The sequence below is a fragment of the Isoalcanivorax pacificus W11-5 genome, assembly GCF_000299335.2.
Lineage (GTDB): Bacteria > Pseudomonadota > Gammaproteobacteria > Pseudomonadales > Alcanivoracaceae > Isoalcanivorax > Isoalcanivorax pacificus.
In genome coordinates this window covers 839,847-855,108 of the sequence record NZ_CP004387.1, presented here as the reverse complement: position 1 = coordinate 855,108, position 15,262 = coordinate 839,847, and the positions used below count along the sequence as shown (strand labels likewise).

Genomic DNA, 15,262 nt, shown 5'->3' with positions numbered 1-15,262 from the left:
ACAACAGCAGGGACACAGACTGACAAGGACGTTGCCGTGACCCTGCGCCCCCGCCTGCTCCTCGACCGCCTGCGTGCCAGCCTGTGGGTAGTCCCCCTGGGCATCGTGCTCGGCATGATCCTGCTGTGCGAACTGCTACTGACGCTCGATGCCCGTTATCCCATCGAACTGCGCCTGATGTCCGGCGCCGGTATCGCCGGCGCCCGCGACATGCTGCAGGCGGTCGCTTCCAGCATGATCACGGTCGCCGGGCTGGTGTTCTCGCTGACACTGGCGGTGCTCTCACAGGCCAGTGCGCAATATTCCTCGCGCGTGCTGCGCAGTTTTCTGCGCGACCGCGTGAACCAGACCGTACTCGGCGTTTTTCTCGGTATTTACACCTACTGTCTGGTGGCCCTGCGCGGCCTCGGCGTGGACGACGCCAACATGCCGACGCTGACCATCCTCGGTGGCCTGCTGGCCGCGTTTGCCGGGGTCGTCTACCTGATCTATTTCATTCACCACATTGCCGCCAGCCTGCAGGTGGAAAACATTCTCGCCGCGATCGAAGCCGAGACCCTGCCGGTGTTGCGTCGGCTGTATCCGGATGACGTCGACCCCACCCGTGAACCGGCCCCCATCCCGCCCTGCCCGGACGACGCCATCGCCATCACCGCTCCCTGCAGCGGCTATATTACCGACGCCGATTTCACCGCACTGACCACCCTCGCCACCGACCTGGGCGGGGTCGTCTATGTGCCGCATCGCGTGGGTGACTTTGTACCCGAGGGCAACGCCCTGGCGTGGCTTGCGCACACGTCCACACCGGACGACGACACCCTGGAGAGATTGCGCGACGCTTTCTCCCAGGGCCCGCAACGTTCATTGCAACAGGATGCCTCGTTCGGCATCCGGCAACTGGTGGATGTGGCACTCAAGGCGCTGTCGCCCGGTGTCAACGACACCACCAACGCGATCATGGTGCTGGATCGCCTGCATACGTTGCTGGGCGAACTGGTATCGCGTCCCTTTCCCTCGTCCCTGCGGTATGTGGAAGGCGAGCTGCGGCTGGTCGGCACACGGCCGGATTTTGAAAGCCTGCTCGGGCTGGCGCTGGACCAGATTCGCCAATGCGGCGCCAATAACCCGGCGGTGCTGGCGCATATGCTGGGCATGCTCGGTGCATTGCGGTTGCGTGCCTGTTCCGCAGAGCGGGTGGCGCTGTTGCAGCATTACGCCCGGCGCGTGCTGGAAGCCGCAGAACGGGATGTGCCGGAAAGACTGGATCAGGAATGGATCAGGCAGCACGCTTCAATCGTCCTCGGTGGCACCGATTGGATTTCCGGATGACATTGAAATGACATTAAAGACATCATCGTGGCTTTTGAGCAGAATCCCCGCCTGCCCAGAAAAATAAGAGAATATGACCATGCGTTTGTTTGCCTGCCTGTTTGTTTTTACTCTTCTCAGCGCCTGCACCACTACCGGTACCCCGATCCACCGCGACAGCGTCTTCAATGTCGGTGTCGTCTCCCTGCTCGGCAAGGACATCAATATCGCCTATCTCGGTGTGACGGCATTCGGGAATCGTCGCGATCAGATCGACGCCACTGCCATTGATCTGCATGGCAATATTCAGGATCAATTGGTCACGCTGGTCCGCGCCCACGGGCAGAGCCGTTTTAATGTGACCGTACCGGATTACGACCTGCAACCTTGGCTCGACGCCCTGGCCGAACCTGTCCCGCTTCGCAGCGCGCTGATGGGCAATGAACGGGACAACGAATTCAGGAAACTGGCACCGCTGGTGCAATCACTGCTTGCACAGCATCCAATGGATGCACTGATTCTGTTGACCCCGCACCGCGCGTATACCGGCACCCCGATGGAGCCCTTTGGTGCCGCCCTGTATGCAGGCGGTCGCAACGGCGGCGTCATCTGGTCCTACGCCGGTATTTTCTCGGAGATATGGATTATCAACGGCAAAGATGGCTCCCTCGCACACGGACGCAGGCTGCGTGTTCCGGCGTCTTTCAACGTCTCTTTCAAAGACGACTACCCGGTGCGCGATCTGCGCGACACTCCGATATTCGATGTCGTCACCCGCGTACCTACCGAGGCTGACCTGGACGCCCTGAGCGATGCCTTCAGTAAGCTGATCACCGCAGAACATGTTGAAGCAGCTCTCGACGGGGTACTGTAAGCCGGCTCAACGTCCAATGCCGATCTGCTCCACCAGCGTCTGCGCCAGCCAGTCGGCAAACACCCGCACTCTTGGCGACAGATGCCGGCTGTGGGGATATACCAGTGACAGGGTGCTCGGTAGCGGCCGGTAGTCTGGCAGCACTTCCACCAGTTCCCCGTTTTCCAGATGCGGTGCCGCGGTGTACAGCGGCACCTGCACCAGCCCGAAGCCGGCCAGTGCAGCCGCGAAATAGGCTTCGGCGTTGTCCACGGTCAGCGTGCCCGGCAGTGCGATTTCATGGCACTGGCCGTTGACGACGTACTCCCACGGCAGCACGCGGCCGGTACGCGCGGCGTGGTAATTCACCGCCTGATGCGAAGCCAGGTCGGCCGGTGTCCGGGGCGTACCGAAACGGGCGAGATAGTCCGGCGAGGCACAACTGATTTCCGCCATGCTGCCAATCCGCCGCGCCACCAGCGAGGAATCCGGCAGGCTGCCGACGCGCAGCGCGCAATCCAGCCCCTCCTGAATCAGGTCCACCGGCCGGTCACTGATGCTGATCTCCAGTTCAACCTGCGGATAGCGCTCGCAGAATTGTCTCAGCGCCGGCACGATCAACAGCCGCGCCGGTCGGCTCGGCAGGCTGATGCGCAACCGTCCGGCTGGCACTTGCCGGGGGCTGAACATGGCCTCGGCCTGTTCCAGTTCTTCCAGCAATAGCCGGCACCGGGCGGCGTAGGCATCACCATCCGGTGTCACGCTGACGCGGCGCGTGGTGCGTTGCAGCAGACGCACACCCAGGTGCGCCTCCAGCGACTGCACGGCAGTGGTCACGGTGGCGCGCGGCATGTCCAGTGTCTCGGCAGCCCGGGTAAAGCTGCCGGTGTCAACGACGCGCAGGAACACTTGCATTGCCCGGAAACGGTCCATAAACGGCATCCTGATTATTCAGATTCCTGAACAGAATAAACCGCAAACGCCAGTTTATCCCGCATACACGAACGATCAGACTGACTCTGTTCCTGACCTGCCCCCGTTTTTTCAAAGAGAGGTAAGCACCATGCAACAACGTCAGTTGGGCCAGCACGGCCCGGTCGTCTCGGCACTCGGCCTGGGCTGCATGGGCATGAGCGATTTCTATGGCGGCCGCGATGATGCCGAGTCCATCGCCACGCTCCACGCAGCACTGGAACAGGGCGTCACGCTGATCGACACCGCCGACATGTACGGTCCGCACACCAATGAAGAGCTGGTCGGCCGGGCTATCGCCGGACATCGTGAGCGCGTTTTTCTGGCCACCAAGTTCGGCGTGGTCCGTTCCGCCGATCCGCACGCGCGTGCCGTCAACGGCCGGCCGGAATATGTGCGCGCTGCCGTCGAAGGCAGCCTGAAACGCCTGAACGTGGACACCATTGATCTCTACTACCAGCACCGCATCGACCCGGACGTGCCGGTGGAGGACACCGTCGGCGCCATGGCCGAGTTGGTCAGCGCCGGCAAGGTGCGTTACCTGGGCCTGAGCGAAGCCTCCCCGGACACCCTTCGCCGCGCACACGCAATACATCCGATCACTGCGCTGCAAATGGAATACTCGCTCTGGAGCCGTGATGCCGAGCAGGCCATGCTCGCCACCTGCCGCGAACTGGGCGTCGGTTTTGTCGCCTACAGCCCGCTGGGGCGCGGCTTCCTGACCGGCGCGATCCGTTCGCCGGAAGATTTCGCAGATGATGATTTTCGCCGCCATAACCCGCGTTTCATGGGCGACAACTTCCGCCACAATCTCACGCTGGTGGACAAGGTCCGCGCTCTGGCGGAACAGAAAGGGGTGCGGCCGGCACAACTGGCACTGGCCTGGGTGCTGGCGCAAGGGGATGACATCGTGCCGATCTTCGGCACAAAACGGCGGCAGTATCTGCAGGACAATCTCGGTGCGCTGGAGGTGTCACTGAGCGCACAGGAGCTGACAGAGATCAACAGCGTCTTTTCACCGGAGGCGGTCGCCGGCGCCCGCTACGGCGAGGCCGGCATGCGCACCGTGGGCCGCTGACCGTCGTCACGCACGAAGTGCAGAAACCGGCAGCCGCCGTACGCCAGTTAGCCGTTCAGGAGCCATAACCTTAGCGGGTCCACCGGGGTCCTTGTCGGCCATCCACTGGCACGCGGCGCTGGCATCCCGGGGCGTGGGCGCCAGTGGCAGGTACCGATTGACGCCGGCATCGTTGAGTAATGCCAGCCACTCTGTCACGTCAATGTCAGTGAAACGAAACAAGCCGAGCTGCATGCGTGTCCTGTTCAGCGAATGAAAACCAGATACAACAGGCCACCAATCAGCAGCCATTTCAGCAGATAATAGAGCCTGCGTTGCCGACGCTTGAGCTGCTTGGCCCGCGCCCGCACCTTGTACACGACATCGAACACCCGGTTGAGCATCCCGACACCATCACCGGACACGTTTTCCGTGCTGGTGGCACTGACCACCACGCGCTTGAACACACGATTGATCCAGGTGGCAAAACGATAGCGCAGCGGCCGTTCCACGTCACAGAACAGGATGATGCGATCCTGCTCTGTACGGTTTTCTGCCCAGTGAATAAAGGTCTCGTCGAACACCACATCCTGGCCGTCATGCCAGACATGCTGTTCGCCGTCGACGTAAATGGCGCAGCGCGCGTCATTGGGTGTCACCAGCCCCAGGTGATAGCGCAGCGAACCCGCAAACGGATCACGATGCTTGCCCAGCGCCGCACCGGCCGGCAGCAGGGCGAACATGGCCGCGTTGATACCCGGCACCTGCTCCACCAGCGCCACCGAACGTGGACACAGCGCCCGCGCCGATGGCTGCGCCTCGCCGTACCACTTCAGGTAAAAGCGTTTCCAGCCGGTCTGGAAAAAGGAATGGAACGCCAGGTCGTTATCACTGGCCGCCTTGCGGATATATCCTTCGTTGAACAGGTTCAGGGCTTCATCACGAAACACCTGCCAGTTATCGCGCAGCAGATCCAGTTCCGGGAATGCGGCGCGGTCCAGCAGCGGCCGGTTCTCAACCCTGCTGGTGGCGTACACGAAACAGTTGTACGGCCCCATGATGGTGGAATGATCCAGCAATTGGCGTGTAAAGGGATGCCGCACCCGCCCGCGAAAATGCACAAAGGTGCCGCAGGCCATAAAGAGATACAGAAACCAGATCTTCCCTGTCCATAACCAGGCCATGACGTGTTCCCCTGCCATCGCTTGCCAGCCAACCAGACTGCCCGACAACACACGAAAAGTGCGCGGACGCCCGAACCTGCCCGATCCCGGGCAGGCGCCATTGTAGTGAAAAGCCACTCACCGGATTGTAAGGATGTGTAGAAAGAAACCGGGCCGGCGAACCGGCCCGATGTCTTTGCGCCGCCTTCAGGCCCTGCGTTGACGGATGCGCATGTTGAGCATCTCGACGGCAAAGCTGAACGCCATGGCGAAGTAGATGTAGCCTTTCGGAATATGGAACTCCAGGCCGTCGGCAATCAGTGCCGTGCCCACCAGCACCAGGAACGACAACGCCAGCATCTTCAGCGTCGGATGGGCCGATACAAACTGGCCGATCGCGTTGGCGAACACCATCATGAAACCGACCGCGACAACCACCGCAATCACCATGACAGCCAGGTGATTGGCCATGCCCACAGCAGTGATGACCGAGTCCAGCGAGAACACGATATCCAGCACGGCGATCTGCGCCAGGATACTGAAGAAGGATGAGGTGCCGGCCTTCTTCAGGCTCGCCGGAGCCTCACCGTGATCTTCAATGGAGTGGTGAATTTCCAGCACCGATTTCGCCAGCAGGAACAGGCCGCCGATGATCAGTACCAGGTCACGTCCCGAGATACCCTGCCCGAGCACCACAAACAGGTCGGCCGTGAGTTTGGTCAGCCAGGCCAGTGAGGCCAGCAGTGCCAGCCGCATGACCATGGCCAGCGCCAGACCGATGAAGCGCGCCTTCGGCCGTTGCTCCGGCGGCAGGCGATCGACCAGGATGGTCAGGAAAATGATGTTATCGATGCCAAGGACGATTTCCAGCGCGGTCAGGGTGGCCAGTGCAACCCAGGCTTCCGGTGACGCAATCCATTCGAACATGCTGCCCCTTCCCTGTTGGTTGGCGTGTGATTACTTGGTGACCCATTGCCCGTCGGGCGTGCGCACATACGTCCCGGCGCTGGAACGCTCAATGGCCTTCTGCCCGGCCAGGGTTGCCACCTGATCCAGCGTGATGCCGTTTTCTCGCGCGATGCGTTCGTACGCTTCACGACGCTTGTTGTTGATATCCGCCACCAGCTCGACCGCTTCCGGAGTGGCCTTGACCACACCCAGATAACCGTTCGGTTGTTCACCGACCAGCCCCTGCCCCTTGGCGTCATCCAGACTCATGGCCAGTGCCAGGCTGCTTGCGCCCAGCAGCAACACGGCCAGCAGCAATTTGATCGTTTTCATGCAACCTCCTGATAAGGTGCCGGGAAACGCCTCAAGAGACGTTTCCCGACAGCCGGCTAAAACAGCGCGCTGTCGTCACTGAACAGTTCATCGATGTCCTTCTCCACCCGCAGGCGGATTTCGTGATCGATCTTGACGTTCAGGTTGATGGTAATCGGTTCCTTCGGTGCTTCCAGTGCGATGCGCGGCGTGCAGGCTGCCAGGGGCAACAGGCACGCCATCCATACCATCACGCCGGCACGGTCCGGGGGGATGCTCATTGTCGATATCCTCTTCGCCATCTTGGCCATCATCATGCTCTGCGGGCGTCTCACCGTCCGGGTTGCGGCAGCTTGTCCATCACCTGCCGGGAGATTTCATCACCAATCCGCAGGCTGCGCAGCAGGACCAGTACATTCTCCCGGTGGGTGTAGTTGAAGACCACCGGCAACCGCCTTTGTTGCGGGTTCTCACCGCGAATGGTCACTGCTGCATCAAGCCAGCCGTCTGCGGTCATGTCCAGACTTGCCTGAAAATCGCTGATCTGCAAGACCGACAGGCTGTCCAGCGCCAGTTGCACGGCCCGGTTGGCGCCGGCCATGGCGCTGGTGCTGGAGGACGGCATCAGTAACAGCGCCAGCGGTTCCTCGTTGGCCAGCCGGCCGCCCTGGACGGCAACGGAATCGGTGCCCAGCTGCAGCGGCAGATAGCCCCCGACGCGGCCGGCAAGCTGTACCACCGGGTCTGTCTGCAATGCAGCCACCTGGTCCAGGCTGATGCGGCTGATCACCACCGGCTGGAAGGCCGGCGATGGCCAGTCCAGCGCGGGCGCACGCAGATAGCCACCGAGCACGTCGGCGTAGATGTCCGACAGGGACCAGGTGATCAGGTCGGCATGCTCCAGTGTCATGCGCAGATTGCGGATCGGCGTGCCGATATCCAGTTCCGTCAGCGTGATCGGGCCACGGCTGGCCAGCGTCACCTGCTCGCCGTGCACGCGCATCGCCAGCTCGCCGGCACCGCCGCTGGCGGTAATGCCGCCCCAGTCCAGTTGCAGATCGCGCAGCCGCAGGCCGCCCTCGATATATGGCCCGTCATCGCGCCATTGCCAGTCGCCCTGCGCCTCCAGCAATCCGCCACGAAAAATGACACTCAGCCCGTCACTCATCGCCGGCGACAGCGGCGAGGTCACACTGACGTGGCCCGCCATGTCATCACCGGTCAGCGACGCACTGGCCGCCAGCCGGCTTTGCCAGTCCGGCACTTGCAGTGTCATCTCGCCCGCCCTGCCACGTGCAATGAGTTCACCGGTGATGACCGGAATACGCCAGCGTTCCGCTACCGCACCGTCGGCGTGCAGGGCAAACCGCCCATGCGCACCGTCGCCATCCAGGGTGACCGGCGCCGTGTTGCGCAAGGTCATCGGGCGCAGCAGCAACGTGCCAAGCAAACCGCGCTGCAGGCGCAGTTCGCCCGGCATCAATTGCAGGCGGTTGTCTGCGGTCAGCCGCCATGGCATGTCCAGATGCAGCTCGCCGCCCTGATCCAGCATCACCAGCCGGGAATCGCCACGCAGCCGGCCTTGCCATTGCCCGTCGTGGAACTCCGCCTGCACACGGCCGGTGAGCGGAAAATCCTGATACTGCCCGGTAAAGCGGGCGTCGGTGCGCCACGCGGGAGCGCTGAGTTGCGCGGTGGGGACCGTGACATCCAGCCGCAGATCGGCGTCACGCACGGCCAGGGTCAGTGGTGCACCGCGCACACCGCCCGCATCGGCGTCCCCTTGCCAGGCGGCGCGCACACGATAGCCGGCGTATTCACCGGCCAGCGCCAACGCGCCCCGCCAGTGCCAGTCGGCGCCCCGCCAGGCGACCTCGCTGTCGTGGGTGGTGAGGTGGAGTGCTTCCCAGCGCGCGTGCAGCGGCAGCGCCACAATGCCTTCGGCCGCGAGCGGAATCGCCAGCGGCGTCTCCCAGGCCAGCGATACCTGTGCGGGCAGGGTCAACTGCGCCGGCGACAGCGTCAGCGTGTCGCGGGTCCAGTGCAGCGGGACCTCACCGCCGAGCTGTTTGCCTGTCAGTGTCAGGCGCCCCTGCCCCTGGGCGATGCCGGGGGCGTCGGTCGCCAGCATCAGATGCGCCTCGCCCTGCGGGCCGCTGGCACGGGCAGACAGGCTGACCTGTTCGATACCCTGGTCCAGATGCCCCGCGGCCGAGAGCGTGTCCCCGGCGGCCAGTTGCCAGCCGGCCGGTAACGCCACGGGATCACTCAAGTGCAGCGCGGCCTGCCACTGCCGCTGCTGAAGCTGTGCCTGCAGGCTCACGTCGGCACGTTGCGACTGGCCGACGTAACCCAGTTGTGTCCCGGTGGCAGAGAACTCGCCTTCGGGCAGGCCGTCGCGAAGCTGGCCTGCGCCCTGCAGGGCCAGCGTGCCGAGTGCATCGGGCCAGCATTGCGACAGCACAAGCTCAGCATCCAGCGTCCAGTCGCCGCTGGCACGCGCCAGCGTCGCCGTGGCGTGGCTGTCCCGGTGCACAGCATGGAACTGCCAGCGCTGGTCGCGCTGATGCACTGACACGGCCAGAGGTGGCAAGCCCGCCACGGTCAGGCGCCCGATCTGGACATCCAGCGGCGGTATCCAGGGAATGTCCGGTAACCGCAACGGTGCGCTGCGTTCGCCCGGCGTCGGGCAGTCGTGCCAGTCGAGTTGATCCAGCGAGATGGACAGCGGCCATTGAAAGCTCCAGCGGAACCCGTCGCCGCTGGCCACCACGCAGCCGTCCTGCGTCCAGTTCCAGTGGGCCACTTGCACCCCCGCCTGCCAGCGCACGCCCTGCACCGTCAGCCCGCTGGCCCGCCAGGCCAGCAATGCCCACAGCAGGCACCCCAGCAACCCCAGCAGCAACACACCCGACAGCCACAGCGCGATACGCCGGCCACGGTGGCGGGGTGTGTCGGCATGCGTCATCCTCGACCTCCCTGGCCGGCCCTGCTCAGGCCGGCGACAGTGCCGTCTGCTGTGCCAGCGGGTCCTGCCGGTAGAACCGGCTCAACTCGGTGTAGAGCGCCGGCCATGCCTGCTGCAGGCGCGCCGGGGCTTCAAAAAAACATTCCGTGACCACGGCGAAGAATTCCCCCGGATTTTCCAGCGCGTAGCTGTCCACCGGCATCGGCCGGCCGTGCCGCTCCCGTTCGGTCAGATCGTTCCAGGCGGCGGTGAAGGTGTCGTGCCAGCGGGCGCCGTCCAGACCATGCAGTGGCGGCGCCCCGTTGGCACCGTCCCGCCGCATGTCGAGTTTGTGTGCCATTTCGTGCAGCACCACGTTGTAGCCTTCCTCGGCGCTGGCCGCGCAGACGTCTTCCCAGGACAGCACCACCGGCCCCTGCTCCCAGGCTTCGCCACTGAGCACATCCGGTTCCTCATGTACCAGACCGAATTCGTCCGGGCCGTGGTGTGAAGGAATAAAGGCACCTTCATACAGCACCACGGTGTACCAGCCGTCGTACCAGTCCAGGCCGAGATTCAATACCGGCACCGCCGCCATGGTCGCCACTTTCAGGCGCATGGCATCGGTGATGGTGAAACCGGCGCCGGGGGCAAAGCCCTTGCGCAACAGAAACCGCAGGGCCAGCTCGCGCAGGCGATCGCGGTCTTCGCCCTGATACCGGGCGGCCACGGGCCAGTCGGCAATGGCGGCTTCCCAGGTGTCTGCCGGCACATCCAGTGCGGCGAGGCGGCGGTCTTCCCGCCAGCGGCGAAAGCCGTTGAACATGCAGTGTTCCTGAACGGTATCCGGAGCGGACAATGCCCGAAGCATAGCAGCACGGCTTTGCCGGCGGCGAGCATGGCCACCGGGCACGAACGCGCACGCACCGGGATTTTACAGATTTTGTCCAGCCATCCCGGCGCTTCGGTGGTCTGATTATTCAGCAGGGCCAAACAGGCCCGGCCATGTCTCTCTCACGAGCGCACCATTGCGAGGATGTCACTATGAACAAGGATCAGGTCAAGGGACGTACGGAAGAAGCAAAGGGCAAGGCCAAGGAAATCGCCGGCAAGGTGACCGGGAACAAGAAGCTGGAACGTGAAGGCAAGGTCCAGAACACGGCCGGCAAGGTGCAGTCGAAATACGGCGACACCAAGGAAAAACTGAAAAAGTAATCCGCCGCACGGCAAAACGCCGCCCCGACCGGGCGGCGTTTTTGCGCGCCGGCTGCCGCGCTCAGTGCTTGAATACGTACTTGCCCGGGCCGGTGAAGATCAGCGCCACCGCCGTGAACAGGAAGAACCCCTGCAATTCCAGCGCCCAGCCACCGGTACCGCTGAGGGCAAACAGCTCGTTCATGTGCACCAGCACAATCGCCACCAGCATGTTACCCACGATCAGCGCGGCGCCGACGCGGCTGTAGTAGCCGATGATCAACATCAACGGCGCAATCACTTCGCCGATGAACACACCGTAGGCAAAGAATTCCGGCAGGCCGATGCCGGCCAGCATACCTTTGATACCGGCCACGCCGGAGGTCATTTTTGCTACGCCATGAAACAGCATCAGGATGCCGAGGGTCAGGCGCAGGATCAGTTTGCCAAGATCGGGATGGTGCATGGTGCGGGTCCTTTTGCGGGCAATAAGAAACAAGTTATATGACAGCGCGGACGCACGCCGTCAACATTACATCGTGCATGGTGCGGTTATCTTTAGCCTGGCGTCCAGGTGATCGCCAGCACAGAGTCACCGGCAAAGCGTTGCAGATGGTCCACCACCACCTGTTGCAGCTGCGGCAGGGCATCCGCATCGACATGGGTCAATTGCAGATGCAGGGCGGTATCGGTGGCCGATAGCGTCAGGCTGGCCTCGTCACTGAACGGCACCTCACCGTGAGTATCATCGAAGCTCACCGCAAACTTGTGTGACCAGTGCTTGCAGAGGCGACGCAGATAACGGGCACCCTCAATTGTTTCAATGGTTGCGTTGCTGGTTGCCATGAATATTTCCTCGACAGAAATCGCCTACGGCCAGTCCATTTCGCCGGTCAGCACTTTGGCACTCAGCGCCAGGGTATCGGCGCCTTTGAGAGCCGTGTAGCGGGCCTGCACCGCCTCGATCAGTTCGGCGGCGTTACGTGCTTTCGGCAGGGCCTCCTCCACCGTTTCCAGGTAAGCATCGGTAAAGGCCACCGATGCTTCGGTGAGCGGCGCACCCGGCAGGAAATGGCCGGGCACAACCGTGACCGGCGACAGCGCGCGCATGCCCTGCAAGGCGGCCCTCCAGTGGCGGCGCGAGGCGCGGCTCTGCGTGTCCGCCAGCCACACATGCATGTTGCCGAATACCAGTACACCGCCAGCAATAGTGCGCTGCGATGGTATCCAGACATAGGTCCGCGCCGGGGTCGGGCCGTCCAGGCCACGCACTTCCAGCCGTTCGCCTTCCAGTAAGAGGTGATCACCATCCAGAGGTTCCGGCACGATCAGTTCACGCGGCGCCAGCTCGCCCAGCACCGGCCCCCAATAGGCCAGCTTGCCCTCGGCGCTGGCCTGGATGCCGGCCACTGTCTGCGGTGTGGCGAGGATACGCGCATCGGGAAAGGCCGCGTGCAATACATCCAGGCCGAAATAATAATCCGGGTCCTGGTGGCTGATATAAATGGTGGTCAGCGTCCTGCCGCTGGCGCGGATTTTCCTGACCAGGTTTTCGGCGTCGTTGCGCTGGAACTGCGCGTCGATCAGCAGTGCCTCGCGCTCGCCGGTCACCAGGACCGAGGACACCGGGAAGGTGCTTTCTTCGCCAGGGTTATAGATATCGATGTCCAGCGCCGGCACCGGCAGTGCCAGCCACAGGCCACACAGGGCGGCCAACGTCCGTTTCAGCATGGGTGCATCTCCCGCAAGTGCGTGACGCCCATGCTACGCCAGCACGCGGAATGGCACAGCCCCGCACAATGCAATGCTGTGTCAACGCAGCACCGGACGACGCCTGCGACCATCGTCCAGCCCCGCATATGGATCGCGTCTGTGTCACACTGGGCCGCACACTATTCGCTTACCACAGGAGGAGACCATGAAACTCAGCAGCCGCAGCCTTGCAGATGGCCAGCCGATTCCCGGGGAATTCGCGTTCGCCATTCCCGACCCGGCCGAGCATGTGCGCCTCTCCGCCAACCGGAATCCACACCTGGCCTGGGAAGACGTCCCCGCCGGGACACAATCCTTTGCCATCATCTGTGTTGACCCGGATGTACCCAGCCGTGGTGATGACGTCAATCAGCGCGATCGCGAAGTACCGGCGGACCTGCCCCGGGTGGATTTTTTCCACTGGCTGCTGTTCGACCTGCCCGCCGACACTCGCGAAATCGCCGCCGGCGCGCACAGCAATGGCGTCACACCGCGCGGCAAACCCGGCCCGCAGGCTGGCCATGGCATGCGGCACGGTATCAATGACTACACTGGCTGGTTTGCCGGCGACGACGACATGCGCGGTGACTACTTTGGTTATGACGGCCCTTGCCCGCCCTGGAATGACAGCATCGTGCACCGCTATATCTTTACGGTGTATGCACTCGATGTGCCGTCACTGGAGGTGGACAGCCCGATGAATGGCGCAGCGGTGCGCCGGGCACTGGGGGGACATGTGCTCGGCCAGGCATCGCTGGCCGGCACCTATACGCTGAATCCGCGTCTGCTCTGAAACAAGCTTGCGCTGAGACAGACAGCCGGCCTCCTGCGGAGGCCGGCATGCCGGTCAGTGCGGGGTCGCCGCCAGACCGAAACGCGTCACGTAGCGGTGTTCGATATCGCCAAACAGGGTCCAGAAGGATTCCGGTGTGCGCCCCGCCAGCTTTTCCTCCAGCATCGCCAGGTGCGTATGCCAGCCACCGGACACACTGAGCATTGCCGCATCGTTCGCCAGCCGCTGATGAGTCAGCACCAGCCGCACCCGGTCACCTTCCGGTGTCAGCTCGAACAGCACCTGCGAACCACCCTGCTCGTGTTCATCCCAGGAAATCATCAAGCGGTGCGGCGGCTCGTACAGCAGCACTTCATGATCAGACGACACGCCCTGGTCATAAGGCTGAAACCAGGCCGGCGACGGCGCCTGCAATGGTGACAGCCGCTGGTGATGGAAATGAATCTGGAAACGCGCGCCAACACGATCCGGCAGGTCGCCACCGCCCAGCCATTGCGCGCGTTTTTCGCCATCGGCGATCCAGGCCCAGACGCGCTCCAGTGGCCCCGGCAGCAACCGCTCAAAACGCACCTGATCGTGTGCGGTACGCTCACCCTCGCCACGGTGGCGCGCCAGCACGCCGGCCAGCGCGCGGAACATCTCCAGCCAGCCCTGTTCGGAACCGCCACTGGCGCCGCCCTGCAAGGCCGACAGTTCAGCGGCGATATCCTCGCCTTCCTGGCGGAGCACCATCAGGCAGCCCTGCGCCGTGGCATGCAGGGTGATCGTGATGCGATCACTGTTCGGCGACACCTGCGGCATGGCCAGGGTGAACACCAGTTTCGTTGGCGGCGAGACCTCCAGATATTCACCGCATACGGTGTAACTCTGGCCTTCACGCACATCGGTTATTTCCCAGCGACCGCCCTCGCGCACATCCAGGTGCTGCTCACCGGCCTCGCTCTGCGGCGACGTGAACAGCCACTGCCGCACCCGCGCAGGATCCGTCCAGGCGGAAAACAGCTGTTCGGGCGTGGCATTGAATTCGCGCGTCAGCACCAGTGCCTGGGGGGTACTTTCAGGCTGTGCCACCAGCCCCTGGCCGAGACCGCCCAGCATGGTGCGCCAGCCACGCTGTGTCGCATCGCGATATCCGGCAAAGCGCGCATCCATATCGTGCGTCAGGGTGATGCGGCAGCCGCCTTCCTGCGCGGTGAATTCAATACTGACGGTATCCGCCTCTTCGACACCGTCCACCTGCCAGGTAAATACCAGCCGGCGTGGGCGCTCGATCACCTGATAGGTACCCCAGTGACGGGCGATCTCTTCGCCGCGCTGCTGATCAAAATGAAACCTGCCGCCAGGGACGGGATCGATCTCCACGCGCGTCATCGGCCCCAGGCCGGGGGCGAACCAGTGCCGCACCATCTCCGGCCGGAGCCAGGCATCGAACACCTGCGCAACCGGCGCGCGGATATCCTTAGTGACGGTGACCGCGATCCTTTTTCCCGGGGCGCTGTTTTGCTGCTGTGTCATCAGGGCTCTCCCCTGGACCGTCCGTATCAGGCTGCGGTGCCGCCTCGGCCTGCAAGGCTGCTTCCAGCGCATCCAGCCGTTCGGTCCAGAACTGTTCGTAGAAACGCAGCCACTGCCCGGCCGTTTTCAGCCGGGCCGGCTGCAGCCGGCAGATATGCACCCGGCCACGCACTTCACGCTGCAACAGGCCGGCGCGTTCCAGCACGCGTACGTGCTTCGACGCTGCCGCCAGTGACATCGAAAACGGTGCCGCCAGTTCGCCCACCTTGCGCTCCCCGGCGGCCAGCTCGCGCAACATGGCGCGGCGCGTGCCGTCAGACAGCGCATGAAAAACCTGATCCAGTGCTGCGGCCTGAGCCGCGTCGCGGGTGCTCTGCATATCGTTAGTCCGTCCACCGATGGTCATCGCGCCGGGATCACCAGCGCCCGGCCATTATTAAACCGATTG

Annotated in this window: 17 protein-coding genes; 5 read left to right on the top strand and 12 right to left on the bottom strand. The window is 63.4% G+C overall.

Annotation, left to right across the window (positions count from 1 at the left end; all coding sequences use genetic code 11):
• Positions 1-36 precede the first annotated feature (36 nt).
• Entirely contained in the window at positions 37-1,329 is a 1,293-nt protein-coding gene (locus S7S_RS04060; protein ID WP_008738059.1) for a DUF2254 domain-containing protein, read from the top strand.
• A 79-nt stretch (positions 1,330-1,408) separates the two neighbouring features.
• A complete protein-coding gene (locus tag S7S_RS04055) occupies positions 1,409-2,182 on the top strand; it encodes a hypothetical protein (protein WP_144401586.1) in 774 nt (257 codons plus the stop codon).
• A gap of 6 nt (positions 2,183-2,188) precedes the next feature.
• Here the strand turns inward: S7S_RS04055 and S7S_RS04050 are convergent, their stop codons facing one another.
• Positions 2,189-3,094, bottom strand: coding sequence for a LysR family transcriptional regulator (locus tag S7S_RS04050; protein WP_008738065.1), 906 nt, complete (start codon positions 3,092-3,094; stop codon positions 2,189-2,191).
• Between the two features lie 130 nt (positions 3,095-3,224).
• Between S7S_RS04050 and S7S_RS04045 the strand changes: the two genes are divergently transcribed.
• On the top strand, positions 3,225-4,211 hold the full coding sequence (locus tag S7S_RS04045) for an aldo/keto reductase (RefSeq protein ID WP_008738066.1): 987 nt from the start codon (positions 3,225-3,227) through the stop codon (positions 4,209-4,211).
• Positions 4,212-4,456: 245 nt separating this feature from the next.
• Here S7S_RS04045 and S7S_RS04035 read toward each other — a convergent pair whose 3' ends face one another.
• The 6 genes from S7S_RS04035 to S7S_RS04010 form a co-directional block, all read right to left on the bottom strand.
• On the bottom strand, positions 4,457-5,374 hold the full coding sequence (locus S7S_RS04035; protein WP_008738071.1) for an aspartyl/asparaginyl beta-hydroxylase domain-containing protein: 918 nt from the start codon (positions 5,372-5,374) through the stop codon (positions 4,457-4,459).
• A 186-nt stretch (positions 5,375-5,560) separates the two neighbouring features.
• Positions 5,561-6,280 carry a TerC family protein gene (locus S7S_RS04030; RefSeq protein ID WP_008738073.1) on the bottom strand — a complete coding sequence of 240 codons (720 nt, stop codon included), beginning with the start codon at positions 6,278-6,280 and terminating at the stop codon, positions 5,561-5,563.
• 30 nt (positions 6,281-6,310) lie between these two features.
• Positions 6,311-6,634, bottom strand: a complete 324-nt coding sequence (locus tag S7S_RS04025; RefSeq protein WP_008738074.1) for a YdbL family probable chaperone protein — start codon at positions 6,632-6,634, stop codon at positions 6,311-6,313.
• A 56-nt stretch (positions 6,635-6,690) separates the two neighbouring features.
• The gene (locus S7S_RS04020; protein WP_008738075.1) at positions 6,691-6,894 is read right to left on the bottom strand and encodes a YnbE family lipoprotein; all 204 of its coding nucleotides are present in this window, start codon (positions 6,892-6,894) and stop codon (positions 6,691-6,693) included.
• A gap of 50 nt (positions 6,895-6,944) precedes the next feature.
• Positions 6,945-9,581 (bottom strand): intermembrane phospholipid transport YdbH family protein, encoded by a 2,637-nt coding sequence (locus S7S_RS04015; protein ID WP_008738076.1) that lies wholly within the window; start codon positions 9,579-9,581, stop codon positions 6,945-6,947.
• 25 nt (positions 9,582-9,606) lie between these two features.
• Positions 9,607-10,386, bottom strand: coding sequence for a M90 family metallopeptidase (locus S7S_RS04010; protein ID WP_008738077.1), 780 nt, complete (start codon positions 10,384-10,386; stop codon positions 9,607-9,609).
• Positions 10,387-10,604: 218 nt separating this feature from the next.
• On the opposite strand from S7S_RS04010, the gene S7S_RS04005 reads away from it, so the two are divergent.
• Complete coding sequence (locus tag S7S_RS04005) at positions 10,605-10,775, top strand: CsbD family protein (RefSeq protein WP_008738078.1); 171 nt, start codon at positions 10,605-10,607, stop codon at positions 10,773-10,775.
• A 61-nt stretch (positions 10,776-10,836) separates the two neighbouring features.
• On the opposite strand, the gene S7S_RS04000 is transcribed toward S7S_RS04005, so the two are convergent.
• From S7S_RS04000 to S7S_RS03990, 3 genes are all read right to left on the bottom strand, one after another.
• Positions 10,837-11,220: a DoxX family protein gene (locus tag S7S_RS04000; protein ID WP_008738079.1), complete on the bottom strand. Its 384-nt coding sequence runs from the start codon at positions 11,218-11,220 to the stop codon at positions 10,837-10,839.
• 92 nt (positions 11,221-11,312) lie between these two features.
• Complete coding sequence (locus S7S_RS03995) at positions 11,313-11,600, bottom strand: DUF2218 domain-containing protein (protein ID WP_008738081.1); 288 nt, start codon at positions 11,598-11,600, stop codon at positions 11,313-11,315.
• A 24-nt stretch (positions 11,601-11,624) separates the two neighbouring features.
• Positions 11,625-12,485, bottom strand: coding sequence for an MBL fold metallo-hydrolase (locus S7S_RS03990; RefSeq protein ID WP_008738083.1), 861 nt, complete (start codon positions 12,483-12,485; stop codon positions 11,625-11,627).
• A gap of 187 nt (positions 12,486-12,672) precedes the next feature.
• On the opposite strand from S7S_RS03990, the gene S7S_RS03985 reads away from it, so the two are divergent.
• Entirely contained in the window at positions 12,673-13,299 is a 627-nt protein-coding gene (locus S7S_RS03985) for a YbhB/YbcL family Raf kinase inhibitor-like protein (protein WP_008738085.1), read from the top strand.
• A 54-nt stretch (positions 13,300-13,353) separates the two neighbouring features.
• On the opposite strand, the gene S7S_RS19135 is transcribed toward S7S_RS03985, so the two are convergent.
• Together S7S_RS19135 and S7S_RS03975 are read right to left on the bottom strand one after the other, a co-directional pair.
• Positions 13,354-14,814: an SRPBCC domain-containing protein gene (locus S7S_RS19135; RefSeq protein WP_082027620.1), complete on the bottom strand. Its 1,461-nt coding sequence runs from the start codon at positions 14,812-14,814 to the stop codon at positions 13,354-13,356.
• Positions 14,759-15,193 carry an ArsR/SmtB family transcription factor gene (locus S7S_RS03975; RefSeq protein ID WP_008738088.1) on the bottom strand — a complete coding sequence of 145 codons (435 nt, stop codon included), beginning with the start codon at positions 15,191-15,193 and terminating at the stop codon, positions 14,759-14,761. The genes S7S_RS19135 and S7S_RS03975 overlap by 56 nt, the downstream gene beginning before the upstream one ends.
• Positions 15,194-15,262 lie beyond the last annotated feature (69 nt).

Coding starts and splice junctions, on each gene's coding strand:
- S7S_RS04055 (WP_144401586.1), top strand. CDS start 1,409: ATGCGTTTGTTTGCCTGCCTGTTTGTTTTTACTCTTCTCAGCGCCTGC.
- S7S_RS04050 (WP_008738065.1), bottom strand. CDS start 3,094: ATGGACCGTTTCCGGGCAATGCAAGTGTTCCTGCGCGTCGTTGACACC.
- S7S_RS04045 (WP_008738066.1), top strand. CDS start 3,225: ATGCAACAACGTCAGTTGGGCCAGCACGGCCCGGTCGTCTCGGCACTC.
- S7S_RS04035 (WP_008738071.1), bottom strand. CDS start 5,374: ATGGCCTGGTTATGGACAGGGAAGATCTGGTTTCTGTATCTCTTTATG.
- S7S_RS04030 (WP_008738073.1), bottom strand. CDS start 6,280: ATGTTCGAATGGATTGCGTCACCGGAAGCCTGGGTTGCACTGGCCACC.
- S7S_RS04025 (WP_008738074.1), bottom strand. CDS start 6,634: ATGAAAACGATCAAATTGCTGCTGGCCGTGTTGCTGCTGGGCGCAAGC.
- S7S_RS04020 (WP_008738075.1), bottom strand. CDS start 6,894: ATGAGCATCCCCCCGGACCGTGCCGGCGTGATGGTATGGATGGCGTGC.
- S7S_RS04015 (WP_008738076.1), bottom strand. CDS start 9,581: ATGACGCATGCCGACACACCCCGCCACCGTGGCCGGCGTATCGCGCTG.
- S7S_RS04010 (WP_008738077.1), bottom strand. CDS start 10,386: ATGTTCAACGGCTTTCGCCGCTGGCGGGAAGACCGCCGCCTCGCCGCA.
- S7S_RS04005 (WP_008738078.1), top strand. CDS start 10,605: ATGAACAAGGATCAGGTCAAGGGACGTACGGAAGAAGCAAAGGGCAAG.
- S7S_RS04000 (WP_008738079.1), bottom strand. CDS start 11,220: ATGCACCATCCCGATCTTGGCAAACTGATCCTGCGCCTGACCCTCGGC.
- S7S_RS03995 (WP_008738081.1), bottom strand. CDS start 11,600: ATGGCAACCAGCAACGCAACCATTGAAACAATTGAGGGTGCCCGTTAT.
- S7S_RS03990 (WP_008738083.1), bottom strand. CDS start 12,485: ATGCTGAAACGGACGTTGGCCGCCCTGTGTGGCCTGTGGCTGGCACTG.
- S7S_RS03985 (WP_008738085.1), top strand. CDS start 12,673: ATGAAACTCAGCAGCCGCAGCCTTGCAGATGGCCAGCCGATTCCCGGG.
- S7S_RS19135 (WP_082027620.1), bottom strand. CDS start 14,814: ATGACACAGCAGCAAAACAGCGCCCCGGGAAAAAGGATCGCGGTCACC.
- S7S_RS03975 (WP_008738088.1), bottom strand. CDS start 15,193: ATGCAGAGCACCCGCGACGCGGCTCAGGCCGCAGCACTGGATCAGGTT.